Origin of the sequence: Planococcus sp. YIM B11945 (genome assembly GCF_050864155.1) — a bacterium.
Classification (GTDB): Bacteria; Bacillota; Bacilli; order Bacillales_A; family Planococcaceae; genus Planococcus.
Genome location: NZ_JBOZWR010000001.1, coordinates 558,484 through 583,261, shown reverse-complemented (window position 1 = coordinate 583,261; position 24,778 = coordinate 558,484). Strand labels below are relative to the sequence as shown.

30 protein-coding genes and 1 pseudogene are annotated in these 24,778 nt (G+C 46.0%); 22 read left to right on the top strand and 9 right to left on the bottom strand.

Annotated elements, in window-relative coordinates; all coding sequences use genetic code 11:
• Positions 1 to 182: 182 nt before the first annotated feature.
• The 3 genes from ACRRQV_RS03090 (at position 183) to ACRRQV_RS03080 (ending at position 2,636) form a co-directional block, all read left to right on the top strand.
• Positions 183 to 1,124 (top strand): MBL fold metallo-hydrolase, encoded by a 942-nt coding sequence (locus tag ACRRQV_RS03090; RefSeq protein WP_432527510.1) that lies wholly within the window; start codon positions 183 to 185, stop codon positions 1,122 to 1,124.
• Positions 1,125 to 1,139: 15 nt separating this feature from the next.
• Positions 1,140 to 1,934, top strand: coding sequence for a putative protein N(5)-glutamine methyltransferase (locus tag ACRRQV_RS03085; RefSeq protein ID WP_432527508.1), 795 nt, complete (start codon positions 1,140 to 1,142; stop codon positions 1,932 to 1,934).
• A gap of 84 nt (positions 1,935 to 2,018) precedes the next feature.
• Positions 2,019 to 2,636 (top strand): HAD family hydrolase, encoded by a 618-nt coding sequence (locus ACRRQV_RS03080; RefSeq protein ID WP_432527506.1) that lies wholly within the window; start codon positions 2,019 to 2,021, stop codon positions 2,634 to 2,636.
• Between the two features lie 43 nt (positions 2,637 to 2,679).
• Here ACRRQV_RS03080 and ACRRQV_RS03075 read toward each other — a convergent pair whose 3' ends face one another.
• A complete protein-coding gene (locus ACRRQV_RS03075; protein WP_432527504.1) occupies positions 2,680 to 3,327 on the bottom strand; it encodes a metallophosphoesterase family protein in 648 nt (215 codons plus the stop codon).
• Positions 3,328 to 3,526: 199 nt separating this feature from the next.
• Here ACRRQV_RS03075 and ACRRQV_RS03070 point away from each other — a divergent pair, with 199 nt between their 5' ends.
• Positions 3,527 to 4,345, top strand: coding sequence for an STAS domain-containing protein (locus ACRRQV_RS03070; RefSeq protein WP_432527502.1), 819 nt, complete (start codon positions 3,527 to 3,529; stop codon positions 4,343 to 4,345).
• Positions 4,346 to 4,391: 46 nt separating this feature from the next.
• On the opposite strand, the gene ACRRQV_RS03065 is transcribed toward ACRRQV_RS03070, so the two are convergent.
• Complete coding sequence (locus ACRRQV_RS03065; RefSeq protein ID WP_432527500.1) at positions 4,392 to 4,868, bottom strand: Lrp/AsnC family transcriptional regulator; 477 nt, start codon at positions 4,866 to 4,868, stop codon at positions 4,392 to 4,394.
• A 195-nt stretch (positions 4,869 to 5,063) separates the two neighbouring features.
• Here ACRRQV_RS03065 and ACRRQV_RS03060 point away from each other — a divergent pair, with 195 nt between their 5' ends.
• A complete protein-coding gene (locus tag ACRRQV_RS03060) occupies positions 5,064 to 5,978 on the top strand; it encodes a DMT family transporter (RefSeq protein WP_432527498.1) in 915 nt (304 codons plus the stop codon).
• 59 nt (positions 5,979 to 6,037) lie between these two features.
• Here ACRRQV_RS03060 and ptsP read toward each other — a convergent pair whose 3' ends face one another.
• On the bottom strand, positions 6,038 to 7,756 hold the full coding sequence (gene ptsP / locus ACRRQV_RS03055) for a phosphoenolpyruvate--protein phosphotransferase (protein ID WP_432527496.1): 1,719 nt from the start codon (positions 7,754 to 7,756) through the stop codon (positions 6,038 to 6,040).
• A complete protein-coding gene (locus ACRRQV_RS03050) occupies positions 7,756 to 8,022 on the bottom strand; it encodes a phosphocarrier protein HPr (protein WP_432527494.1) in 267 nt (88 codons plus the stop codon). The genes ptsP and ACRRQV_RS03050 overlap by 1 nt, the downstream gene beginning before the upstream one ends.
• Positions 8,023 to 8,194: 172 nt before the next feature.
• On the opposite strand from ACRRQV_RS03050, the gene ACRRQV_RS03045 reads away from it, so the two are divergent.
• Genes ACRRQV_RS03045 through ACRRQV_RS03035 form a run of 3 tightly spaced genes read left to right on the top strand, consistent with a single transcriptional unit; the run spans position 8,195 to position 11,795 of the window.
• A complete protein-coding gene (locus tag ACRRQV_RS03045; RefSeq protein ID WP_432527741.1) occupies positions 8,195 to 8,947 on the top strand; it encodes a DeoR/GlpR family DNA-binding transcription regulator in 753 nt (250 codons plus the stop codon).
• On the top strand, positions 8,944 to 9,876 hold the full coding sequence (gene pfkB, locus ACRRQV_RS03040) for a 1-phosphofructokinase (RefSeq protein ID WP_432527492.1): 933 nt from the start codon (positions 8,944 to 8,946) through the stop codon (positions 9,874 to 9,876). Before ACRRQV_RS03045 ends, pfkB begins: the two co-directional genes overlap by 4 nt.
• Positions 9,873 to 11,795, top strand: coding sequence for a PTS fructose transporter subunit IIABC (locus ACRRQV_RS03035; RefSeq protein WP_432527490.1), 1,923 nt, complete (start codon positions 9,873 to 9,875; stop codon positions 11,793 to 11,795). The genes pfkB and ACRRQV_RS03035 overlap by 4 nt, the downstream gene beginning before the upstream one ends.
• A gap of 48 nt (positions 11,796 to 11,843) precedes the next feature.
• Here the strand turns inward: ACRRQV_RS03035 and ACRRQV_RS03030 are convergent, their stop codons facing one another.
• Positions 11,844 to 12,026, bottom strand: a complete 183-nt coding sequence (locus ACRRQV_RS03030) for a hypothetical protein (protein WP_432527488.1) — start codon at positions 12,024 to 12,026, stop codon at positions 11,844 to 11,846.
• A gap of 234 nt (positions 12,027 to 12,260) precedes the next feature.
• Here ACRRQV_RS03030 and ACRRQV_RS03025 point away from each other — a divergent pair, with 234 nt between their 5' ends.
• Positions 12,261 to 12,452, top strand: coding sequence for a hypothetical protein (locus tag ACRRQV_RS03025; protein WP_432527486.1), 192 nt, complete (start codon positions 12,261 to 12,263; stop codon positions 12,450 to 12,452).
• Between the two features lie 206 nt (positions 12,453 to 12,658).
• Here ACRRQV_RS03025 and ACRRQV_RS03020 read toward each other — a convergent pair whose 3' ends face one another.
• On the bottom strand, positions 12,659 to 12,811 hold the full coding sequence (locus ACRRQV_RS03020; protein ID WP_432527484.1) for a hypothetical protein: 153 nt from the start codon (positions 12,809 to 12,811) through the stop codon (positions 12,659 to 12,661).
• Between the two features lie 317 nt (positions 12,812 to 13,128).
• Between ACRRQV_RS03020 and ACRRQV_RS03015 the strand changes: the two genes are divergently transcribed.
• From ACRRQV_RS03015 to ACRRQV_RS02995, 5 genes are all read left to right on the top strand, one after another.
• Complete coding sequence (locus ACRRQV_RS03015) at positions 13,129 to 13,710, top strand: histidine phosphatase family protein (protein WP_432527739.1); 582 nt, start codon at positions 13,129 to 13,131, stop codon at positions 13,708 to 13,710.
• 31 nt (positions 13,711 to 13,741) lie between these two features.
• A complete protein-coding gene (locus ACRRQV_RS03010; protein ID WP_432527482.1) occupies positions 13,742 to 14,116 on the top strand; it encodes a nuclear transport factor 2 family protein in 375 nt (124 codons plus the stop codon).
• Positions 14,117 to 14,177: 61 nt separating this feature from the next.
• Positions 14,178 to 14,900: a 3-ketoacyl-ACP reductase gene (locus ACRRQV_RS03005; protein WP_432527480.1), complete on the top strand. Its 723-nt coding sequence runs from the start codon at positions 14,178 to 14,180 to the stop codon at positions 14,898 to 14,900.
• Between the two features lie 131 nt (positions 14,901 to 15,031).
• Complete coding sequence (locus ACRRQV_RS03000; RefSeq protein ID WP_432527478.1) at positions 15,032 to 15,376, top strand: MerR family transcriptional regulator; 345 nt, start codon at positions 15,032 to 15,034, stop codon at positions 15,374 to 15,376.
• The gene (locus ACRRQV_RS02995; RefSeq protein ID WP_432527476.1) at positions 15,373 to 15,825 is read left to right on the top strand and encodes an SRPBCC family protein; all 453 of its coding nucleotides are present in this window, start codon (positions 15,373 to 15,375) and stop codon (positions 15,823 to 15,825) included. Before ACRRQV_RS03000 ends, ACRRQV_RS02995 begins: the two co-directional genes overlap by 4 nt.
• A 252-nt stretch (positions 15,826 to 16,077) precedes the next feature.
• Here the strand turns inward: ACRRQV_RS02995 and ACRRQV_RS02990 are convergent, their stop codons facing one another.
• Positions 16,078 to 16,575: an ATP-binding protein gene (locus ACRRQV_RS02990; RefSeq protein ID WP_432527474.1), complete on the bottom strand. Its 498-nt coding sequence runs from the start codon at positions 16,573 to 16,575 to the stop codon at positions 16,078 to 16,080.
• A gap of 77 nt (positions 16,576 to 16,652) precedes the next feature.
• Complete coding sequence (locus tag ACRRQV_RS02985; RefSeq protein WP_432527472.1) at positions 16,653 to 17,126, bottom strand: SRPBCC family protein; 474 nt, start codon at positions 17,124 to 17,126, stop codon at positions 16,653 to 16,655.
• A gap of 203 nt (positions 17,127 to 17,329) precedes the next feature.
• Here ACRRQV_RS02985 and ACRRQV_RS02980 point away from each other — a divergent pair, with 203 nt between their 5' ends.
• The 8 genes and pseudogenes from ACRRQV_RS02980 (at position 17,330) to ACRRQV_RS02945 (ending at position 24,502) form a co-directional block, all read left to right on the top strand.
• Positions 17,330 to 17,983 carry a YIP1 family protein gene (locus tag ACRRQV_RS02980; protein ID WP_432527470.1) on the top strand — a complete coding sequence of 218 codons (654 nt, stop codon included), beginning with the start codon at positions 17,330 to 17,332 and terminating at the stop codon, positions 17,981 to 17,983.
• A 94-nt stretch (positions 17,984 to 18,077) separates the two neighbouring features.
• The gene (locus tag ACRRQV_RS02975) at positions 18,078 to 18,575 is read left to right on the top strand and encodes an NUDIX domain-containing protein (RefSeq protein ID WP_432527468.1); all 498 of its coding nucleotides are present in this window, start codon (positions 18,078 to 18,080) and stop codon (positions 18,573 to 18,575) included.
• Positions 18,538 to 19,401: pseudogene (locus ACRRQV_RS02970) on the top strand (MBL fold metallo-hydrolase). The gene ACRRQV_RS02975 and the pseudogene ACRRQV_RS02970 overlap by 38 nt, the downstream one beginning before the upstream one ends.
• Before the next feature lie 4 nt (positions 19,402 to 19,405).
• Complete coding sequence (locus ACRRQV_RS02965) at positions 19,406 to 19,870, top strand: NUDIX hydrolase (protein WP_432527466.1); 465 nt, start codon at positions 19,406 to 19,408, stop codon at positions 19,868 to 19,870.
• On the top strand, positions 19,858 to 20,370 hold the full coding sequence (locus ACRRQV_RS02960; protein WP_432527464.1) for a GNAT family N-acetyltransferase: 513 nt from the start codon (positions 19,858 to 19,860) through the stop codon (positions 20,368 to 20,370). Before ACRRQV_RS02965 ends, ACRRQV_RS02960 begins: the two co-directional genes overlap by 13 nt.
• A 117-nt stretch (positions 20,371 to 20,487) precedes the next feature.
• Positions 20,488 to 22,485, top strand: coding sequence for an ABC1 kinase family protein (locus tag ACRRQV_RS02955; protein ID WP_432527737.1), 1,998 nt, complete (start codon positions 20,488 to 20,490; stop codon positions 22,483 to 22,485).
• Positions 22,486 to 22,576: 91 nt separating this feature from the next.
• Positions 22,577 to 23,185: a 3'-5' exonuclease gene (locus ACRRQV_RS02950; protein WP_432527462.1), complete on the top strand. Its 609-nt coding sequence runs from the start codon at positions 22,577 to 22,579 to the stop codon at positions 23,183 to 23,185.
• A gap of 405 nt (positions 23,186 to 23,590) precedes the next feature.
• Complete coding sequence (locus ACRRQV_RS02945) at positions 23,591 to 24,502, top strand: bifunctional helix-turn-helix transcriptional regulator/GNAT family N-acetyltransferase (RefSeq protein WP_432527460.1); 912 nt, start codon at positions 23,591 to 23,593, stop codon at positions 24,500 to 24,502.
• A gap of 51 nt (positions 24,503 to 24,553) precedes the next feature.
• Here the strand turns inward: ACRRQV_RS02945 and ACRRQV_RS02940 are convergent, their stop codons facing one another.
• Entirely contained in the window at positions 24,554 to 24,733 is a 180-nt protein-coding gene (locus tag ACRRQV_RS02940; protein ID WP_432527458.1) for a hypothetical protein, read from the bottom strand.
• Positions 24,734 to 24,778: the final 45 nt, after the last annotated feature.

The following is a 24,778-nucleotide window of genomic DNA, read 5'->3' as shown; positions in this document are numbered from 1 at the left end:
CCCTCCATTCTAGTAGGAGTTTTCCTGCATCTTGCGAAAACTAAACCGAAAAACCCCCACTGCGTTTGCTTAAGCTTGTCCAGTATCCGCTGGAACTGGTAGAGTATTCTTATAATTCAGTTCAACAAATCGAAACTTTACTAACCCTAAGCGCAAAATCACTTTTTTCAAGGAGGAACAATATGTTTAAACGGTACCCGCTGCAGCTGAACGAACGAATTTATTTAATAGACGGCTTTGATATGGGCTTTCCCGAACGAACCGGAACCTATGTCATTATAGAAGAACAAATCACCTTAATTGAAACGGGGCCAAGCCCGTCGATTCAACACGTAAAAAATGGATTGGAAAAATTAGGAATTGCGCTTGATCAAATAAAATTTATCATCGTCACCCATATTCATTTAGACCATGCAGGAGGAGCTGGTTTATTGCTTCAAGAGTGCCCGAATGCAAAAGTGGTGGTCCATCCAAAAGGGGCACGGCACTTGTCCGATCCGAAACGCTTGATTGCCGGAGCGAAGGCCGTTTATACAGACCGCTTTTCAGATTTGTTTGAACCGATCGTGCCGATTCCAGAAGAACGGCTGCTCGTCATGGGCGAATCCGACCAATTGAAAATTGGGCCGCTGTGTACGCTGGAGTTTCTGGATACGCCGGGGCACGCAAATCATCATTTCAGCATTTACGATCCGGTATCCCATGGGGTATTTGCCGGCGATACGGTTGGAATTCGCTATGAGCAATTGGTGGATGAAGGCATTGACTTGTTTTTGCCTTCCACGTCGCCGAACCAGTTTGATCCAAAAGCGATGCATCAAGCAATAGAACGCCTTCGCGCCATGGAGCTCGGCGCCATTTATTATGGCCATTTCGGTATGACGACGCGCCCGAATGCGGCCTTAAAGCAAGTCAGCAAGTGGCTGCCGATATTTTTGGAAGAAGCGGAGGCGGTGTTCACAGAAGGCAAAGGTTCCGATATCCTTGCGCAGCGGCTGTTCGAGCTGGTGGCGAACGAGCTGCGGGCACAAGGCGTGCAAGGTGGCAGAGAAGTATATTCCATCATCGAATTGGACCTCCAAGTGAGCTCAATGGGGTTGATGGATTATTTAGCTAAACGGTAAAAGGGGGGCGGAGGAATGAGCGACAGGAAAGCAACTTTTCACTTGGGCAGAATTAGCAAAAAGCTTCAGTCGGCTGGGTGTATTTATGCGGAAGAAGAAGCATTTCTGCTTGTTTCAGCCGCGCATTCGCCTGCTGAACTGGCGTTGATGGTCGCCAAACGGTCAGCCGGTGAACCATTGGAGCACGTCATTGGGTGGGCGGAATTTTGCGGGCTAAAGATCCGTGTTGATCGGAACGTTTTTGTGCCGCGCCGGCGCACGGAATTTCTCGTTCACCAAGCCGGATCGGCCGTTCGTGAAGGGGCAATTGTGGTGGATTTGTGCTGTGGCTCCGGCGCGATTGGAGCAGCACTTGCTGCTTCAATTGGATCCATTGAACTGCATGCGACGGACATTGACAGCAATGCAGTTCATTGCGCTTGCCGCAATTTAGCTTCTATTGGCGCTCACATCTATGAAGGCGATTTGTACGAGCCGCTGCCTGCAGCTTTGAAAGGAAAGATCGACTTGATTGTCGCCAATGTTCCGTATGTTCCCACTGAGATGTTGGCGCGCCTTCCCGCAGAAGCCCGGCTCTATGAAGCGAGAGAAGCGCATGACGGGGGAAAAGACGGCTTGGCGATGCACCGGAAAGCTGCCGCTGGCGCTGTCACTTGGCTTGCACCAAGTGGATGTTTTATGGCGGAAGCAAACATACGGCAAGCCCCGCAGATCGTTGAAATTCTTAGCAGCCATGGATTAAAAACCGAAGTGGCGCGTTCTGAGGAGTTGGATGCCACTGTCATAATCGGCAAACCTTCTAGTGCATGACAGAATCAGAAACACCATTTAAAAGTTTAGGGCTTCCAATTGGCGGGAAATACAAACGGCGGCAACATAAAAGGAGATGTGCAAATGGACAGCATTATTTTTGATTTGGATGGGACGCTTTGGGATTCGCGGGAGGCGATTGCCATTTCGTGGAATCAAGTGTTTGAAAAGTTGGAAGAAGGCAATTTCTCAGTGACGAAAGACGATTTAACCGCCATGATGGGGCTGCAAATAGAGGAAATCGGAGAAAAGCTGCTGCCTAATTTGTCGGCAAGCAAAAGAAAAGAACTGCTCGATCGGTGCAGCATGGTTGAAAATGACTATTTGATTGAACATGGCGGGATCTTGTATCCCGATGTGAAAGAAGTGCTGGAACGTTTAGCGCAAAAATACAAGCTTTTCATTGTCAGCAACTGCCAGGAAGGATATATTGAGGCCTTTTTGGAATACTACGGACTTGGCAACCTTATTCAAGACTTTGAAAATCCCGGGCGAACCGGCTTGTTAAAAGGAGAAAACATCAAATTGGTGATGGACCGCAACCAGTTGGCGTCTTCAGTATACGTCGGCGATACAAAAAAAGACTACGAGGCTGCACAGCTTGCTGGAATTCCTTTCGTCTATGCGGCATACGGATTTGGCGATGTACATGATTCCGACTACACGATTCAGCAGTTCCGCGACTTGACCTCGCTATTTTAAAACGAAGCAAAAAGGTGTTCCGGACAAGTACGGAACACCTTTTTTATAAATCTCGTGCGTCGGTTTTTAATGAAAACAATTCAAGCGGTTCACCGGAAACATCAATTTTAATGCCAGTTAAATGCCCGGAGTAAGCCGCTCCGGTATCGATGTAATACGCATGGCTCGCTTGATCGTAAACAGGCTCTTTACTCGGCGTATGCCCGACAATTTGCAGTTTGCCCAAATTTTTTAATTTGCTGCGGTTCCAAAGTATGCCGTACGGGCTGTCTTCATCGAATGGGTCACGTGATTTTTCCGCAATGCCGGCATGGCTGACAAACAGCTTTTCGGTTTCATAAAATAAGGGCAGCGCGTTGATCCAAGCGATGTCGCTTGTGATATCCCGGCCAGCTGCTGCATACTGATCGACTGTTTCCTGGCCGCCTTGCAACAGCCAATTAAAATTCGGCGGTTTCGAAAAATGTTCCAGCATCATCGCTTCGTGATTGCCTTTTAAAAATATGGCTTGTCCCGGAACAGTTTGTTCTAAGTCCCTGGCCAGTTGAACAGTTTGCGGGGCGTTTTTGCCTCGGTCGACCAAATCCCCGACTTGAATCAATATTTCGTTGTTGCGGTCCCAATATTCGTGAAGCATCCGTTGAAAGGTGAAAAAACAGCCATGTATGTCTCCTACCACAAAAAAGTTCATCCCATCACTTCTCCGTTCCAACACGATTTGGCAAAAAGTTGACTTCTTATTGCTTCTATCTTCTGGAAAATCGGGAATTTTGTCAACATTTCACTTCTGCTCACCCGAAAGAATCCGATGATAACGCCAAACTGCTAGAGGCAGAAAGCTGGTTTTAAGGTATAATAAAGTATCTAGTCTCAAAGGAAGTGTAAGAAGAATGGCCTCATTAGAAATCTTTTCGGAATACATAAGCAATAATTTAGCCTCTTTAGGTGAAGAAGTGGTTTACTCGGTAGTAGCTGCCTTGCAGCAGGATATCCCGAAATGGGAAGCAGAACAAGCAGTGAAAATGTACAGCGAATTGCTGGACGTGTTCGGCAAATCGCTGTTGGACAAAAAGCAAGCTGCTGCACCTGAAGTATTGGTTGAATGGAGCAAAAAGAACGCCGAAATGCAAGTCGCTTCTGGAGGAGAATTGGCTACTATCGTCCTGCGCTATCCCCCAACACGTGAAATTTTTAGCGATTTGTTTACAAGGATCAGCATAGAACTTGGCATGTCCATAACCGAAAATGCTCTTATCATCAAACGAATCAACGCGATGTTGGATATCAGTTTAAACGAAACGTTTTTCGCCTTTGAACGCTTGTCGGAAGCCTGTAAGAAAGAATCCCAAAAAGAACTGGTGAAATTGTCAGCGCCGATTGTGCCGATAAAGGACGATGTCGTGGTCATTCCGTTGATTGGCTATATCGATGAATCCCGGACGCGCCATATTATGGACCATGTCATTCCGAAACTGACGGAAATGGGCGTCCAACACGTGATTACGGACTTTTCTGGTGTGTTGACCATTAACCAAGAAATTGCCGAAGGCATCTTTCATATTGGCGGAACATTGCGCCTGATGGGCATCCACGTCATTTCAGCGGGGCTGCGGCCAGATCTGGCCCAAACCATCGTTAACAGCGGCATCGACATGTCCGCAATCAGGGCCTATGCCACCGTAAAACACGCTTTGCAAAGCATCAATTAATTCACGCAATAAAAACACTGCTTTTAGGCAGTGTTTTTATTGTGGCTTAAAAATGGATCGGCAAAACGGTCGAAGATTTGATTTCCCGCAGTGCTAAGCTTGTTTGGATTTTCGTGATGCCCAGTTTGTTCAATTTGCGGATGAATGCCTGCAATTCTTTGCGGTCTTTGTTCGCGACTTTCAGCAAATAATCATACTCGCCGGTCAAGCATTGGCATTCGAGCACTTCAGGCATTGCTTCGAGGGCGCTTTCCAAGACGGTCAATTCTTCCGCTTGGTGGATTGTTGTGCTGATGAACACAAAACACAATAAATCAAAACCGAGTTTTTCCGGATCCAATATGGCCACTTGCCGCTGAATATAGCCTTCTGTTTCCAACCGTTTGATCCGTGCATGGACAGCCGGGGAGGAGAGGCTGACCCGTTTGGCGATTTCGATATTGCTGAGGTCGGCTTGCCGCTGCAATATGTCCAATATGGCAATGTCTGTTTTGTCCAAAACTTTGTGAATAAGTGATTCCATTTTTTTTGCTCCTTTTTTTCTTCAGAATTCTCTCCTAAAAATGCCTTCCAACTGAATAAAATTCAGTAATTCTTATAAGTACTTTAATTTAATTTGAATTTTACCAGTTTTTCTGAAAGATGAATAGAAATTACTTGGAAATGTTAAAATAAATAAAAGGAATATGGGAAATGAAAAAATGGAAAGAGGCGGGGCATGCGCTATTTTTATTATTTGATTTTATTGCTGACGAGTTTTTTATGGGCAGGGAATTTTGTGGTAGGGAAATGGCTGACAGACCATGCATCTCCGATGTCATTGACGAGTTTGCGGTGGCTGATTGCGGTGCTTTGTTTGCTGCCGCTCGTCTGGTGGAAAGAGCGGAAACTCGTGCCGCCGAAAAAAGCGCTGTTGCCGCTGGCATTGATGGGGCTGACTGGTGTGATGCTCTTTAACATTTTGCAGTTTATGGCGCTTGAAAAAACGTCTGCGACCAATGTCGGGTTGATTTCGACGTTGAATATGCTGTCGATTGCGCTGTTTTCAAGTCTTCTGTTAAAAGACAAAATTAACGCCTTTCAACTGGGCGCCATGCTGCTGTCGCTGTTTGGCGTCGTATTGGTTTTAACTAAAGGAAATGTTGCGTTATTGCTGTCGCTTGAACTGAACCGAGGCGATTTGTACATGGTCGGGGCCGTAATGATTTGGGGACTGTATTCGGTGTGCAGCAAATGGGCGATGGCTTCGGTTTCGCCGCTGATGGCCACTTTGTATTCCGGTATTTTTGGTCTGGCGTTTCTGCTGCCGTTTAATCTGCCGAATTTTGCCGTCACCAACGTCAACGCGTCGTTTGTCGGCTCGATCGTGTATACCGGCGTGATTTCTACTGTGCTTTGCTTTGTGCTGTGGAACATCGGTGTCCAAAAAATCGGTGCGACATCAGCGGGTATTTTCTTGAACTTTAATCCGGTTTTTACCGCAATCCTTGCATTTGCTTTATTGGGCGAACAAATGACGGCCATCCAAGTGATCGGCAGCGCCGTGGTCATTGCAGGCTGCTATTTGTTCACCGTCTTCAAAACAAAGCGGACGCTCACTAAAAAAGTAACAACACCAAGCTTGCAAAATTAAACACAAAAGAAAAAGCAGATCCGAAAGTCGAATAAACGACTTTCGGATCTGCTTTTTGATTATGCGTTGCCAAGGCGTGTTTTCATGTATTCTGCCACTTCCTCGGAAGTGGAGAGGGAAAGGATGTGGTCGACTTGGCTGGCCATATCCGCCTTGGATATTTTTTTCAGTTGTGCGCGTGCGCGTAAAATGGACGAAGCGCTCATGGAGAATTCGTCAAGGCCAAGGCCAAGAAGAATCGGAATTGCGGTTTCATCACCGGCCATTTCGCCACACATACCGGTCCATTTGCCTTCGCGGTGGGAAGCATCAATCACCATTTTCACCATGCGCAAAATCGCCGGGTTAAACGGCTGGTACAAATACGACACGCTTTCGTTCATACGGTCAGCGGCCATCGTATATTGAATCAAATCGTTGGTGCCGATGGAGAAAAAGTCCACTTCTTTGGCGAAGACATCCGCCATAACGGCAGTCGATGGAATTTCCACCATGATGCCAATTTCAATGGAATCGCTGACAGGAGTGCCTTCTTCTTGCAATTTCGCTTTTTCTTCCAAGAACAAAGCTTTTGCTTGGCGGAATTCGTCAAGCGTTGCAATCATCGGGAACATGATCTTCAAATTGCCATGGACGCTGGCGCGTAAAAGTGCGCGCAATTGCGTGCGGAACATGTCCGGCATTTCCAAACACAAACGGATCGCCCGCAAGCCGAGGAAAGGATTGAGTTCTTTTGGCAAGTTCAAATAAGAAAGCTCTTTGTCGCCGCCGATGTCCAATGTGCGGACAACGGTCGGTTTGCCGTTCATGCCTTTTAAAACGGCTGCATACGCGTCCACTTGTTCTTCTTCGGTCGGGAATTGATCGCGGCCCATATACAAAAATTCGGTGCGGTACAAGCCGACTGCTTCGCCGCCGTTTTCAAGGACGCCTGCAATGTCTTTTGGCGTTCCGATATTGGCTCCTAGTTCAACGGTTTGTCCGTCTGCGGTTACAGTCGCTTCGTTTTTCAAAACCGCCCATTCCGCTTTTTGCTGGTCGTAATCCGCTTGTTTTTGTTCATATTGTGCAATGGTTTCAGCATTTGGCGCAATGAGGATGTCGCCGCTTATGCCATCGACTATTACAAGAGTGCCGTTTTCAATAGAAGCCATTGCGGTTTTCGCGCCGACAACGGCTGGAATTTCAAGCGTACGGGCAAGAATTGCCGAGTGGGAAGTGCGCCCGCCGATATCGGTAACAAACCCTTTAACCAATTTGGGGTTTAATTGAACCGTATCCGATGGCGTCAAATCTTCTGCGATGATGACCACTTCATCAGTTATCATGCTAGGGCTTTGAATGGTGACGCCCAAAAGATGGGCCAATACGCGCTTCGTAACGTCGCGGATATCCGCAGCGCGTTCTTTCATGTAATCGTTATCCATTGATTCGAACATTGTGATAAACATATTGGCCGTTTCCTGCAAAGCAAATTCGGCATTGACTTTTTCGGAGCTGATTTTTTCTGTAATGGGACCAACCAATTCCGGGTCGCTCAAAACAAGAAGGTGAGCGCCGAAAATAGCGGCTTCTTTGTCGCTGATTTGTTCAGCCGTCCGCTTCTGAATCACTTCAAGTTCTGCGATTGAAAGAGACAAAGCGTCGTGCAAACGCTCGAGTTCTTGTTCAGTATCTGCAATTTCTTTTCTCGCAACATCCAATTCCGGATTTTCTAAACGGAAAGCTTTGGCGATGGCAATGCCATTGGAAGCGGCGATTCCTGATAATTGGGCCATCAGTCAGACAATCCTTCAGATGTCATGACTTCTTGGACGCGTGCCATCGCTTCGTTTTCATCTTCGCCGTTTGCTGCAATCGTGACAGTAGAACCGGAACCGATCCCTAAAGACATGACGCCTAAAATTGATTTCAAGTTGACTTTTTTGTCTTTGTGTTCAAGCGTAATGTCCGATTTGAATTTTGATAAAGCACCGACTAGCGCTGATGCTGGGCGAGCGTGGATTCCTGCTTGATCCGTGATTGTGAATTGCTTTTCTACCATGAGAAATTCCTCCTAAGAAATGTGATTGACTATGATTGAATTTTAACACATGAATGAATGCTTTTGGAAGTTTTCAGATGAAGATGAAAGTTTTTGAATGTTTTTGATTGATTTTGAAAGCGATTTCATGTACGATCATCTTATTAAGGATACGCTGAAAGAAGGTGACCAAGTGCTGACAAACGAACGGCATGAATTTATTTTACGCTTGTTAGAGGAAAAACAAACGATTAAAATTCAAGACATTGTCGACGCTACTGCTGCTTCTGAATCGACCATCCGCAGGGATTTGAACGAACTGGAAAACCAGCAGAAATTGGAGCGGGTGTTCGGCGGCGCTGTTTTGCCCGGCCGAAATTTGAATGAACCGAGCATTTCGGACAAAGCTTCGCAGCATCTCGAAGAAAAAATCCGGTTGGCCAAGTATGCCGCATCATTAATTAACGAAGGCGACAGTGTGTTTTTGGACGCGGGCACGACCACTTTCCAAATGATTCCGTTTTTAAAAGACAAAAACATTGTGGTTGTCACCAACGGACTGACATTGGTCGAATCATTAAATGACTACGGCATTGACACCTATTTGACCGGAGGCAAGATGAAGTCGAAAACTGGCGCATTGGTCGGTGCCCAAACGATTGAATCGCTGCAAAACTACCGGTTCGACAAATGCTTTTTAGGAGTCAATGGCTTGCATGCGGAATACGGCTATACGACGCCGGATCCGGAAGAAGCGTCCGTCAAGCGTTTGGCAAGTTCGTTGTCACGCCGGTCTTATGTGCTGGCGGACCATTCCAAACTCCAAAAAGTAAGCTTTGCCAAAATCATGGATCTTGACGGCGCCACACTTATCATTGACCAGCTTCCGTCCGATGTTTTGGCCAACTTAGAAAAAAAGACAACAGTAAAGGTGGAGAGCGCATGATTTATACGTGTACATTTGCCCCTTCAGTCGATTACACCACTTATTTACCCGATTTTAAACCTGGAAAACTGAACCGTTCTAAACAAGTGTATTACTATCCTGGCGGAAAGGGAATTAATGTTTCCCGCGTCTTAAAACGATTAGGTGAGGATAATGTAGCACTTGGGTTTTCCGGCGGTTTCACCGGGCAGTATGTCGCAGATTTTTTACACGATGAAGGCGTCGCAACTGATTTTATTCCTATAGAAGAAATTACTCGCATCAATGTGAAAATCAAATCGGATGCTGAAACCGAATTAAATGGGCCAGCACCGAATATATTGCCGGAGCAAAGAGATGCATTAATGGACAAAGTACAAGCGATGAAAAAAGGCGATTGGTTTGTTCTGGCGGGAACGCTGCCAGATTCGATTCCGCTTGAGTTTTTCAAGAAAATTGCTGAGCTGTGCCAAACGAATGGCATCCGCTTGGTGCTTGATACATCCGGTCCGGCGTTAAAAGAGCTGGTTGTGCTCAAACCGTTTTTGATCAAACCCAATGAGCACGAACTAGGGGAACTGTTCGGCATTGTCATCTCCGACAAAAGCGATGCTTACGCGTATGCGAAAAAATTGGTGGAAGACGGCGTCGAAAACGTCATCGTCTCCATGGGAGCGGACGGTGCGTTGCTCGTTACAAAAGACGCGGCCGTTTCTGCCAAAGCACCAAAGCGGCAAGTGGTCAATACGGTCGGTTCCGGGGATTCCTTGGTTTCCGGTTTCATTGCCTCATTTGTGCAGCAGCAAGATCCGCAAAAAGCGTTCCGCTACGGTGTTGCAAGCGGCAGTGCCACCGCTTTCCGCTCTGATTTATGCGAAAAACAAGATGTAGAAGCGCTGCTGGACCAAGTTCAGCTAGACCCATTCCATGAACAGGATGTGACGACATGAAAATCACTCAATTGTTAACCGATGAAACCATTATCTTAAACTTACAGGCAGCTTCTAAAGATGCCGTTATCACCGAATTGATCGGCCAGCTTGACCGGGCTGGAAAATTAAGCGACAAAAACCAGTTTACACAAGACATTTTAACGCGTGAAAGCCAAAGCACGACCGGCATCGGCGATGGGATTGCCATTCCGCATGCGAAATCTGCGGCCGTCAAATCGCCGGCGATCGCTTTTGGCCGGTCAAAAACCGGCATTGACTACGCAGCGCTTGACGGACAGCCATCCCATTTGTTCTTCATGATCGCGGCTTCAGAAGGCGCCAACAACGATCATTTGGAAGCGTTGTCTCGCCTCGCGACATTTTTGATGGATGACAAATTCCGCTCAGCGATACTTGCAGCCGAAACAAAAGAAGACGTACTAGAGGCGGTTACGGCAAAAGAACTAGCGGAAGACGGGGAAGACGAACTGGCAGAAGACTTGCAGACGCCAGGAGCTGTTGGCAATTCCAAGAAAATCTTGGCAGTTACGGCGTGCCCGACCGGCATTGCCCACACGTACATGGCGGCTGAAAAGCTGAACGAACGGGCAAAAGAACGCGGCATCGCGCTGAAAGTCGAAACGAACGGCTCAAGCGGCGTGAAAAACCGTCTGACTGATGCTGAAATTGTTGATGCGGATGCCATTATCGTCGCGGCGGACACAAAAGTGGAAATGGCGCGCTTTAACGGCAAACCGGTTATCCAGACCAAAGTCGGGAAAGCCATCTATGAAACAGACGAATTGCTGAACCGCGCCATCGAAGGCGACGCACCGATTTACAAGCATGATCGTTCAAAAGAAGAATCTGCGGGAAGCGACACGAAAGGCGGATTCTACAAGCATTTGATGAACGGCGTTTCAAACATGCTGCCGTTTGTTGTGGGCGGCGGGATCTTGATTGCGATTTCGTTTTTCTGGGGCATTAATGCTTCCAACCCGGACAGCCCGGAATACAATGAATTTGCGGCGATGCTTAATACGATCGGCGGAGGGAATGCATTCTTCTTAATGGTTCCAGTCCTTGCCGGCTTTATTGCGATGAGCATTGCGGAACGGCCCGGATTTGCACCCGGTATGATCGGCGGCTTGCTTGCGATCACCGTTACGGGTGTCGAAGGCGCGAGCGGCGGTTCTGGATTCCTTGGCGGATTGATCGCTGGTTTCTTAGCCGGTTACGTAACGCTGCTTGTGAAAAAAGTATTTTCCGTTCTTCCGAACAGCTTAGAAGGCTTAAAGCCAGTGCTGTTCTTCCCGGTATTCAGCATCGCGATTACCGGCATCATTATGATGCTCGTCAATCCACAGCTGACAAAAGTCTACACCGGCATTTCCTCCTTTTTGGAGAGCTTGGGCGGGACGAACTTGGTGCTGGTTGGTTTGCTTCTCGGCGGCATGATGGCGATTGATATGGGCGGCCCGGTCAACAAAGCGGCGTATACATTCGGCATTGCGATGCTTGATGCAGGCAACTTTAACTTCATGGCTACGGTTATGGCAGCGGGCATGGTGCCGCCGATCGGCATGGCGCTTGCCACCACATTCTTTAAAAATAAATTTACTCGTCCTGAGCGGGAAGCGGGGAAAACGGCGTATGTGCTCGGTGCCTGCTTTATCACGGAAGGCGTCATTCCATTCGCTGCAGCCGACCCGGCGCGCGTTATTCCGTCTTGTGTAGCGGGTGCTGCGACAACGGGTGCGCTCGTGATGCTGTTTGATATCAATCTTCGCGCTCCACACGGCGGCGTTTTCGTTATGGGCCTAGTAGACGGCGGGGCAATGAGCATTCTGCTTTATGCACTAGCTATCATTGCTGGTGCTGCTGTTACAGCGGTAGTCGCTGGTTTGTTGAAAAAGAAAATTGCAGTAGCTGCATAATATAAAAATGCCCAACCGAGCGGTAATCTCCTCGGTTGGGCATTTTTTTTATGATTTCGTATTGCCGTCTTTTCCTTGCTTCCATACGTAAAAGGCTACTGCTGAGAAAAGGATGGCCGAATTGAAGAAAAATACCAAATCATTCAAATTGCCGTCAAACACTAAAATATTCGTGATGGTGATCGCGTGCATCACAACAAGCAAAATTAATAAAACCGCTGATGTTTTCATGAAGTCATCCTTTTATATAAGTCATGTTTCTATTGTAGCGCAAAAAGAGCCCGTCAAAGCAGCCTAATTCAGTTAAGAAAAAAACAAACCTGAAGAATCTTCTATATTGAAAGTGCATATACTTGTAACATTTTACATAAGGAAATAAAAAAATAAAAGAAAAACAGTAACAAGGATAACTAAGCATAGAAATCGTTAGCTTGGCTAGAAACAATCAGAAAATAGGGTTGTTTAGTGGGCAAAGCGACAGGGTGCAATGCTGGGGCTATCATTCTTGGAGAAAAATTGCTCGTGTTTGATGCTCTCGGCACACCAGCAGCAAAGCCGTTAGCTTTTTTTGTCGACAGCCATTGGGTGACCATGTATTCGGCAATCAAGTGTTTGAAGACGCAGCGATTTTTTTCAACTGCTGAAACGGCCAATTGAACGGGGATATCCTGTTTTTAAAAAATAAAGTAAAAAAGCCCAACAGAACAAGCACGCTTTAAATGAATTTTTAGCGGTGCTGCCATCGCCTAATGCGTATGCCGACGGGAAAGGATCCAACGGTGCTGCCCGTAATGCAGCACTGGCATACCGCTTTTATGCAATCTAAAAAACAGCCAGGCGTTTATAGCCAAGCTGTTTTCATGTTACTTATTAAATTTGTCTTTTAAATCTTTGCCTTCTTCAGTAGCTTTGTCTTTACCTTTTTCTTTGTATTCATCTTTGTGGTCGTTTGCGTAATCCTTGCCTTTATCGGTCGCCTTGTCTTTGAGGTTGTCAAATTTATCGTTTGCTGTCATTTGCACTCTCCTCTCTGAGTTGGTCGTACAGTGGTTGTATACCCGCAGCAATCAAGTCGAAACATATTTTTGTTGTTTTAACTAAAATTTTGTTTTTTAATGCTGATTTTGCTGCCTCATGAGCTTGTCAATAAAAAAAGAAAAAAGGAAGGGTTTATTTTTAGAATATTCCTTCACTTGTGCTAAAATAGATAAAACCTTTTTATAGAACACGAAAGGAAGTGTTTCTTCATCGCTATATTTTAAAGGCAAGCAAAGTGCAAAATGCAAATCTTGGAGTCCGGCCGCGCAATAGAAATCAAAAGGAGTGAATTGCCATTACAATCATCTGCTTAGTTAGACATGGTGAAACCGATTGGAATGCCGAAGGAAGGCTGCAAGGAAGCATGGATATTCCGTTAAATCAAAACGGCATTATGCAAGCAAAAGCCTGCAGTGAACATTTGCAAGAAGTTCCATGGGATTTTGTCGTGACAAGCCCGCTTCAACGGGCAAAGGACACTGCAGAAATTATTAATGGAAATCTGAACCTTCCTTTGATTGTGATGGACGAATTTATGGAGCGCCATTTTGGCGATGCTGAAGGGATGACACTGGAAGACAGGCGGGCAATTTTTCCGGATAAAAAATACCCCAATCAAGAAACCAAGCTCTCACTGAACACGCGATTGATGGAAGGCATCAAAAAAATCAATGATCAGTTTGCGAACAGCCGGGTTTTGCTGGTTGCTCATGGAGCGGTCATCGATGCCATCTTGAATGCTTTTTCAGTAGGTGAAGAAGAAACGTTCACGCGCCTTCAAAATGGCTGCATTAGCCATATCCACTTTGAACAAGACAACTGGCAAGTAAAAGGCGTCAACGAAGTGTCTCACCTTCTTTCATATCCCCGCCAGTGATTCTGGCTAAATTTAGAAAGGAGAATTTTTCATGTCGGTCCTGAAAACTCAAGGCTTTTTCGAACAAGTCAACCAAGCTTTTTTAGAAGGCGATGCCGATTTTATTGCTAAAAATGTTACGGATGATGTGGTTTGGACAATGGCAGGAGAAGAAACTATCCGCGGAAAAGCCGCTTTTGTCGAGATGTTGGAAAAAATGGACTCACAAAGCGATAGCGGCGCTACATTGACGATCGACGCTATTATTTTAGACGGTCCTCGGGCAGCGGTGACTGGAAAAATGACCGGTAGAATGGAATCAGGCGAAGAGAAGGGATATGTGTATTGCGATCTTTACCTGCTCGATGAACTGCAAAATGGCAAAATCAAAGAATTGACTGCGTTTGTAGTGGAAAAGAAAGATTAGAAGTGAGCTGGCATTCGATTAGTAATAGAGTCTATGGAGCAGCGGGAAGGCGGGGTGTAACTTGGGGCAATCGTTATCCGGTAAAGTGGCATTTATAACAGGAGCGGGAAGAGGCATTGGGTGTGCAACGGCAATCGCTTTGGCTAAAGAAGGCGTCCGGGTTGGCTTGATTGCGCGGACGGACAAGCATTTGCCGGATGTCGCGAATCAAATCAAGGCGTTTGGCGGGACAGCCGCTTATGCAATTGCAGACGTTTCAAAGATGGACGAAGTGGAACAAGCCGTGATGCATTTAACAGGAGCACTTGGCCCAGCCGACATTTTAATCAACAACGCAGGAATCGGACACCATGACACTTTGCTGGATGCGGATCCTGCCGCCTGGAAAAGTGTGATTGAAGTCAATTTATTGGGTGTCTATTACATGACCCGTGCAGTATTGCCGCAGTTGATCGAAAAGAACGGTGGGGATATCATCAACATCTCTTCGACGTCAGGCCTTCGCGGTAGCGCGGGTTCAACTGCTTACAGTGCGTCCAAATTCGGTGTACTGGGCCTAACAGAATCGTTGTCGCAAGAAGTGCGCAAACACAACATCCGGGTATTCGGATTGGCTCCTAGCCGGGTCGTGACGGATATGACCATCCAAGGTTTTTTGAAAGATGACAATTTGGAGAAATTCATGCAGCCAGAAGACTTGGCAGAATACATGGTTTCCCTTTTAAAGCTGCATCCGCGTATGTTTATACCTACTTCAAGCCTTTGGTCGACCAATCCATTTTAAGAAAGCCAACACTGCAGAAATATAAATTCTGCAGTGTTGGCCTTTTTTTTTCGGGTTTTTTACTTTTATTTATAAAAAAATGTTGACCATGTCGTGCACACCGCGGTTTATGATAGTAAGGGGGGAGATCAATGTACAAAACGAAAGAATTCGCCGATCTTACGGGATTAACCAAAGAAACGCTGCGTTATTACGCAGAAATCGGCTTGCTTGAACCGGCATTTGTCAATCCCAAAAATCACTACCGGTATTACGATGATGGCAGTTATTTTTTAGCGGTTCTTTTGGTGAAATTAAAAAACTTGGGGTTTACGATCCAAGAAATGCATTTGGCGATGCAAGATGAATCGTTTGGGCGTCTTGAATCATTGATGAAGGAAAAACGAGCGGTGATTCAAACCCAAATTGAAGCGCTTCAAAACCAGCAACGGGGCATTGATGAATTTTTGAAATCCGGACAGGGGGAAGACACATGATTGAGTGGAAAGAGGAAATGGTCATTGCAGCCGATATCGAAAAAGTGTGGCGCTTGTTTGCCGATGAAAACATCAAACAAATCATGCCGAAAGTGGAAAGCCACCGATTGATTGAAAAACAGGCGACCGAAGCGGGAGCGAAACATGAGCAAACTTATCGGGAAGGAAAGCGCTTGGAAACGTACATCGTCGAAACGGTGGCGTACGAGGATACTCCTATGAACAAACACAAGCAAGTGAGTTTTTTATTAGGAAAAGCTTTTCAGGTTACTTATTCGTTTACGTTAGAAAAGATGGGGAATGGCCAAACAAAATTTGTGTACGCAGGGTCTAACCAAGGTGCGAACTTTGTGGGACGGGCCATGCTGAAGATGGCGACCGAAAAAAGTAATATGAATGTCGTGAGGGACTTTATGGAGCGGGTCGAGACAGAAGCATTAAAAAGCTGATAAGCGGGAGCCAAGCGCTCGCGCTTTTTTTATTGCTTAAGATTTTTACGCAATAATAGTAATAAACTACATAAGGAAAATATGCTTAAAAGCAAAACCAATAAAAAAAGGGAAGCAAGAAGCTGGAGAATTGGAACAAAGATGATCCAGGAAGAAAAAAGAACAAAGGCTATAGATTTTTAAACATGTAGATATTTACATAAGGAATTAAGAAAATAAAAAAACAAGCAACTAAGAAAAAAAGAGCATTTGCTAATAGACAAGCTCAAAAATTCTTTGAATAAGTGCAGTCGTTTCTGCATTGTCCTTAATTTCAAAAAGATAGTCTGCTTCTAAGGAATTCATTGTTGTCGCGCTTCTAAATATATTGGTAGGGCGTGTGCTATTTTTCACGCGTTCTTGGAGAACTGCTTCTAATATCGCAAAGTGCACGACAACGATTGTAAGGCCGTGTTGCCGAAACTGATCGATCAATTCAGCACGTCCATTTTCGTCGAGATTGGAGTTGGAAACAATCAAATGACAAATAGAGTGGTGGATGGCGTAATCGAGAATGGTCTGGGAAACAGCGTATTTAAGTTTGTTCGGTCCTTGTTTTGGGAGTAGTTTATTGTAATGGCTATTAATAAAATCAGCATGATTGTCTTGGTCAATCACTATCGAGTTCGGAAGCATTTTCTCTAATGCATAAGCAAATGTCGTTTTCCCGCTATGCGTTTTGCCGATAGTAAGAATGGCTAATCTCTTCATTATTTCAGCTCCTAGTCATTTTAAACGCTGAAAAGCCTCGACACAGCAAGAGCCGTGCGGAGACTTTCGTTGATGCTTTAACGAATGTTGGCTTGAGGCGCTTTGTCAGCTATCAAATTCAACTCGATGCCGTGTTCTAAATACGCTTTGCAGCCGCATAAGAGGATCGTAAAACCGCCCATCGAATCAATGGCTTGCATGACCTTGTCATTTGAAGAGCCAGTAAAACCGGTATTCACGATTGAAACGAAAGTTTCGCTGTCGGAAAGGGAAGCAAAGGTCCATTCAACAGACGTTTTAGCGTCAGCATCGCCCCAATTGATTGCGATCCGTTCATTTTCAACAATTTCCGTTACGTCTACTTCCGCTGAAGCGCCATACATTTGCCATTCCCACGTGAGCAATTTTCCTGTTTGCATGCGCCCGCTGCTTTTCGTAAACCAAAACTTTGTTGTGATGTCAGGATTGATAAATGCTTCGAACACTTCGGCCAGCGGCTTGCGAATTAACATTTCAGAGGTCACGATTGGTTCATTGATCAAGTTATCCACGTTCAGTGCTCCTTTCAAAGGTCATTGGTGTTTAAATCATAGCATAATTTTTAAAAGAACTTTTAGACAAATTCCATTTATTATTTTTTTGTTCTAAACTTATCCATTGATTATATTGGTTTTTTGTAATTGTTTTGATATTTGTGAAACCCTTTCGATCACCATAGCGTAGAATGAAGCATATGAAAGAAGGGGAAGAAAATATGGCCATCTTACATGAAAAAACACCTTACGAAAAAATCAATCCGTTTACAGGGGTCTGGGTGCGTACACGCGAAACTGTGCGCTATGTAATCGAAGAAAAACCGGTTAGTTTTGCTTTGTTGGTAATTGTCTTAGTCAGCATTGTCAATTCAATCGCCGGTTCTCTTGATCCGCAATTTACCGATACTTTTTCAATTGTGAGTACGGTGCTGATTGGCTTTATCGTCGGTCCGATATTTGGGTTGATCGGCGTGAGTATTTTATCCGCAGTTTACTTGTTAATTGGCAAACTGTTTAAAGGGAAAGGGACTTACCTCGATATTTTTAAAGCGGTTGCTGTGGGGCTCATCCCATCGTTATGGTTTGCGCCATTGCTGCTAATCGGCTATTTTGTGGCTCCAAGTGCCTTTGACTTAACTTCCGATGCAGAAATTTCAGTGCTTAATTTAATCGTCAGCGCTTTGGTCAGTATTGCCGGTTTCATTGTAGCGATTTGGACGATGGTCATTCAAAGTAAAGCCATTGGCGAAGCCCATCAGTTTTCTAGCTGGAAAGGTTTTTTCACGGTATTGATTCCAGCCGTTGTAGGAATTGTTTTGCTGATTCTCCTTGTCATTGTCGTAATCGCTGCTTTTGGGGCAATGCTAACGTAATTAAAGGCTTCGGCCTTTTTTTTATTTTACCCGAAATTTGAGATGACAGCCGCTCCCTGAATTTGTAAAATGAAAGAACAAAGGGGGTTTGGTGATGGCTCAGAATTATCCGCGGCACATTGTCGCTGTATCGGCCTATGTTTTGAATGCCCATGGGGAAGCGCTGTTGGTGAAAACTCATTTTCGCCAAGATACGTGGGAAGCTCCGGGCGGGCAAGTCGAAGAAGGCGAAGCGCTTGATGAAGCCGTCAAACGCGAAGTTCTGGAAGAAACGGGAATTGCGATCAAACCGCTTGGCGTAACCGGCGTTTATTACAATCAATCACGCTCCATTTTATCCGTTGTCTTTAAAGCCGAATGCTTAGCAGGAGAAATCGCCTTGCAGCCAGAAGAAATCAAAGAAGCGTGCTTCGTCAAGCTGACAGAAGAAAACCTTGGCGACTGGATTACACGGCCTCATATGAAGTCCCGGACACTTGATGCAATGAACGCCAAGCATTTTGTTCCGTATGAAACGTGGGAAACCAGTCCTTTCCGGTTAACCGGCCGATTAGATGAAGAATTCGAAACTACGCTTTTTTCAGCGGAATAAAGGAGAGCAACTCATGATTCAAGTCTATGAAAAAGAACAAGTCACTTGCATAGAAGGCACCCTTGAAGCGTCGGGGCGCACCGTTTTTTGCTTTTTGGTCGACGGCCTCTTAATTGATACCGGTGCAGAGAATTTGCAAAAAGAATTAATGGCCGTTTACACCTCTCTTGATTTTGACCAAGTCGTGTTGACCCATAGCCATGAGGACCATACCGGCACCGCCGCTTGGATTGCGGAACACTTGCGCGTTCCGCTTTATATCCATCCCGATTCGGTCGAATTTTGCTCGAAACCAGGCGACTATCCGCTTTACCGGTAGCAAACATGGGGCCAGCGAAAAGCGTTTCACGCATTGCCGCTTCGAAATGTGATTCGGTCCCGCTCCATGGACTGGCTGGTAATCCCGACTCCGGGGCATGCGGATGATCACATGGCGCTGTTTAACGAAGAAACGGGCATCTTGTTTTCCGGGGATTTGTTCGTTTCTGCCAAAACCAAAGTCAGCATGAAAAGCGAATCGATTCCCCTTATCATGAAGTCGCTCCGTTTGCTGCTCTCGTTTAACGTGACTTCGTTGTTTTGCAGCCACACCGGTTATTACCAAAACGGTCGCGAAATGCTCGAGAAAAAGCTGCGCAACCTTGAACACTTAACGGACCAAATTACATACTTGCATCACCAAGGCCATACAGCCGAGGAAATCAAAACCCAATTGTTTCCGGCGGCTTATCCCATCATCCCGTTTTCGAACGGCGAGTGGGATTCGCTGCATGTCGTAAAATCCATACTCAGCGGCGTGCAGGCTGCCCGTTCGGAAAAAGGGTGACCGTATGAAGCCAAGAGCCAATGCACTCGGCCTGCTTTTTAAAGGCGGCAGCCTCTTATTGGAAGAACAAACGGGCCGGCACTCGAGAGGCGCCGGTGTGTTTTACCGGCCGCTTGGCGGCACCATTGAATCGGGTGAATCGCCATCAGCAGCTGTTGTCCGGGAGTTTCAAGAAGAAATTGGCGCAACTGTCACCGTTCTTCGTCCGTCTGCCATAGTGGAAAACTGCTATTCGATTGATGGAAAAAAGTATCATGAAACGACCCAATTGTTGGTCGTCGCATTTACAGATGAACTAGTGTATCGGCACGAATGGTTTCCGGTAACGGAAGGAAAGAAAAAAACAGTAGCAAAATGGATGCCCATTACCGACTTGCAAAAGCCCGAAACCGTGTTATTTCCAAATAGCCTTTTGCAGGTGATTGAAGAGGAAGTTCAGAAGGGAGGCTTTGCGGAATGGAAATCGTAGCAGAAACGTCCCGGTTATGGCTCAAGGTATTTGCTGAAGAGGACACAGAAGCTGCGAGCCGCTTTTGGGGAGATGCGGAAGTCATGAAGCAGTCTGGCGGCGCAACGGCGCTGAAGAGGCTGCCAAAAGTGTTAGAAGGCTATACTCGCTGCCACATGGAAAACGGCTTGTCGGTTTATGCCGTTGTTGAAAAAGCCACAGAGCAAGTGATCGGCTGTTCAGGGTTTAATGCAGTGGAATCGATCGGTCAAGTTGAATTGATTTACCACTTCTCGAAAGCAAATTGGGGGAAGGGTTATGCCAGTGAAGCCGTTCACGCGTGTTTGGAACTTGCCAAACTGCATCCGGAAGTCCAGCTGGTCTCCGCTTCAGCTGACCCGGACAATAAAGGATCGCTGCGCATTCTGGAAAAAGCCGGGTTCACCTTTATTGAAGACCGCTATTTTGAAGATACGCAAAAGACGGAACCGTACTACGAATATCCTATAGGCAAACTTTAGAATCTCCGATATCGGGGATTTTTTATTTTCCCTCTAAATGAAAATGTATGAATATTTGTTATACTGGATAACAAGTTCTAACTTGCACAAACGAGAGGAGGCACTGACGTGGTTTATATGCGCTTGTTCATCGAAATGCTTCTGGTCGCCTTCTTTATTTATTTTGTCGGCGGACGTTTGATGGGTTCGCAAATTAATTTTACGAAACGCATTTTTTCCGTTACTTTAGGCGTTCTGCTGACAAGTTTTGTTTATTGGTATTCGTATTTGCGCTTTACGGATTTTTTGACCGGTAATGTCGTATCGGAAGTGGCGAATGTCAGCACCATCATCTGGATCGGGAGCATGCTTCTCATTTCCATGCTGTTTTACTTGTTTTTCGAACTGTTTGATCCGATTGAACTCGGCGAACGCGGAGAACGCATTACTGGCAGGAAATTCATTTTGCAGCGCATCCGGCATCGCTGGCGCCGGCAAAAACGCTTGTCGCAAGTGCTTGAAATTGCCATTCGAAACGGCATTTCGCGCGCCTTGAAATACGCCCGCCACCGGGAAAACGACCGGGAATTGGCAATTGCATTTCGGGACACACTAGAGCAAAGTGGGGGCATTTTTATCAAGTTTGGCCAAGTGCTGTCAACGCGCACCGAATTGTTTCCACCGGTCTTCGTCGAAGAACTGAAAACGCTGCAGCAAGACGTCAAGCCGCTCCCGGAGCCGCAAGTGCAGGCGATCTTGCAAAACTCGTTATCCGCGCCTGTTGATGACGTATTCTCCTATATTGACATGAAGCCGCTTGTTGCCGCTTCTATCGGCCAAGTGCATCAAGCAATTCTCCGGAAAAACAACCAGCCTGTTGTGGTAAAAATGCTGCGCCCGGAAATTAAACGAATCATGCGCGACGATTTGAACATTTTGGTTGAATTTGCCGAATGGGTGTCCAACCGCTCCAAGTGGGCAGAGAACTTGGGGTTCCGCCAGCTCGCCATCGGGTTTGCAGCTGGGCTCCGGGAAGAAATCAATTTTAATATCGAAATCCGGAATATGGTGCAAATCGCAAACGCTCTTGAAAAAAGCCCTTATAAAGTAAGAATCCCGCATGTGTATACGGAACTCAGCAACGATAAGTTGATCGTTATGGAGCATGTGACGGGTACAAGCATTTCCAACGGCGAACCGGTTTTCCGGCAGCTGGGCCTCGACCCAACCGAATTTGCGCGCACGGTTCTGTTTTCCTTTTTTGAGCAAATGCTGTTTTCGGGCATTTTCCATGCAGATCCGCATCCTGGCAACATTTTTATCGACGAACGGGACGGTTCGCCCATATTGCTGGATTTCGGGGCTGCCGGAAGGCTCGCTGAACAACAGCAGAATGGCATTATCCGCTTTATCATCGGCGTCCAGCAAAACGATCCAAGCGACGTCTATGAAGCGATCATCGCGCTTGTAGAAGAATACGAGCATATCGACCGCAACAAATTCGAACAAGCCCTTGGGCAATTGCTTCTTAAAATATCGTATGTTGATGCGATTCCAACGACGGAATTGATTCATGCGCTGTTTGACGTGGTGCGCCAATTCGGCTTGTCGTTTTATCCCGCCGTCAGCACCGCGCTGCGCTCGCTTATCATCTTAGACGGCACGCTGCATTTGATCGATCCAAAATTTGACGTCTTTGCGGAAGCGAAGACATTTGCCAAACAGTACAAAGCAACGGCCTTCAAAAAACCGTTTAAAGAACCGCATATCATTAAAGACCGAATAGAAGAAGAATTAACGCTGGCGGTACCGGAACTGTTAAAAATTCCAAAACGGCTTGACCAGCTGCTGCACCGAGTGGAAAGCGGAAAAGTCATTTTGCACCACGACGTGTTTTCGGACAAGAAAAATGCCAGTTTCGTTCTGCAATTGTTTTCCCGCTTTGTGCTATTGATGACCGGCATCACGTTTGGGCTGGTTTCTTCCGCGCTGCTCGCCATTGCCCAATTTATCGATGCCGCGTTTGCTGTTTATTTGAACACCGCAGCGTATACGGGTTTGTTCCTTTGCGTGATCCTGCTCGTCCGCTTGTCCATTCAAGCAATACGCGACATGAAACGCAACAGTGGGGCATAAAGGTTTGCCCACTTGCTGCTACCGGGAATAGAAAATCATGGCAGGTAGAAGCCATTACGGTACAATAAAGAAAGACGAAAGGGGTGACAGCATGGAAAAGCACAATGCTGACCAAATACTAAACCAAAAATTAAGGGAAACGCGACCGTCTTGGCAAAGAAGGCAGCCGGCGCGTCCGAAAAAATACAAATCGAGCACGAAAAAGACCGAAGACTACGTCATCTTGGATTTTGAAACGACAGGTTTAAAAGCCGGCGTCGACAAAATCATCCAAATCGGCGCCGTCAAATACATTGGGCACAACCGCGTGGATACGATGTATTTGCTCGTGAATCCGCAATGTGCCATTTCACCGACCATTACCCGAATTACCGGCATCACGAATAAAGATGTCCAAGGGGCGCCAGTCATTGAAGACGTGGCACACGAACTGATTGCGTTTATTGGCGGCTTTCCGATTATAGCGCATAATGCGCCATTTGATATGGGCTTCCTGTATGCCTTGGAAGAAATCACGCCTATTCCGGAATACACTGTTATTGACACCGTCCATTTGGCGAGACGCGTCATTTCGGAAACGCCGAACCACAAATTGACGACATTGAGTGCTTTTTTGGAACTAGAACACAACGCGCACGATGCGTTAGGCGACTGTTTGGCAACAGCTGCCATCTACCAATTTTGCATTAACCGCATGTAAGATGAGAAAACCTTCCTAACTGGGGAAGGTTTTTTGTTTGGAAAAAAGAGGCTATATGAGTTGAGCTAAGTATTTGATTTGCTGATATTCCGCAAAACAGCTCCGCTTTCCTGCGGGAGTCTTCGTTGCTTTGCTCCATATCTTCTAGCCTGCTGGCAATACTAGAACGATTCTTGTGTAATACCTTCTAGTAGTAAGAAATCACTTAGCTTCGGCGCGTCCACGGACGAGCTTGCGCAGGAGCACTATTCTTTGCCTTTCCCAAAGCGGCCGAAGCGGTGTATGAAATGACGATTCTTAAGTTCAACTTATATAGCAATTTTACTAAAAAGTTGACATTGTCAACTAATCATCGTACCCTTTCATTAAGTTAAACTATTCTGATAATTAGAAGGGGAGTACATCATGGATCATGTAGAACAAATTCGGAAATTTAACCGGTTTTATGCCAATGTTCTCGGAAAAATCGACCAGGAGATTAATAACCGTCCATATTCGCTCATTGAAGCGCGCGTCATATCCGAGCTGCACGCTAACCCGAGTGCTATTGCCAAAAACATCCGGGAGAAACTGGGCATAGACCGGGGCTACATGAGCCGAATCATCCATAAATTCGAAACGGGTGGACTCGTAGAAATTCAACAATCGCCAACAGACAAACGCCAGCAATTGCTCCAATTGACCGAAACCGGAAAAGCAGTTTTTGCTGAGTTGACGGCGCATGCGAATCAAGAAGTCGCCAAGATGATTGAACCAATACCGAAACACAACTTAGCAACATTGACACAGGCAATGGAAGCCATTGAATCGGTGCTGGAGCCGGATTTGGTGAAGAATCAGGTGGTGATTCGGCCGCACGGGCCAGGAGATGTCGGCTATGTCGCGCATCTGCACGGGACGTTATACGGCCACACCTATCAATTCGGCAAGGTTTTTGAATACTACGTCTTAAAAGGTTTAACGGAGTTTATGAAAAACACAACTGGAGGTGAATTGTGGATTGCTGAAGTAAATGGCCATATTGCGGGCTCTATTGCGATTACGAAATCGGCTGATGAAACGGCTCAGATCCGGTGGTTCATTCTCGATGAAGCGCACCACGGGCAAGGCATCGGCAAACAATTGATGGATACTGCCATGGACTTTTGCCGAGAGCAAGACTACCGGCATGTGTTTTTATGGACCGTCAACATTCTCGGCGCTGCTCGCTATCTTTATGGCAAATACGGCTTCACACTGACAGAGGAAAAGCCAAATAACGAATGGACCGATCAGAAATTGATTGAAGAGCGTTGGGATATGGATTTGAGGGATTAAAGAAAAAAACAGAAAATCCCTCGCATTTTATGCAAGAGATTTTCTGTCGAATCATTGATTGGTGATTTTTCGCACCAACGGATCTTCTTTTGTCACGTGTACCGGTTTGATTCCGGGGCTTGTTGAGCGCATTTCGCTGTTTAAGTGGCGGTGTGAGCGAACTTTTGCCAGCTTTTTTGCCGCCCGTTCTTTTACGTCTTCCGATCTAAATGGAGTTTTAGCAAGTGTCATTCCAATCACTCCTTTTGTTTATCATATAATAGTGTTGAAAAAGCG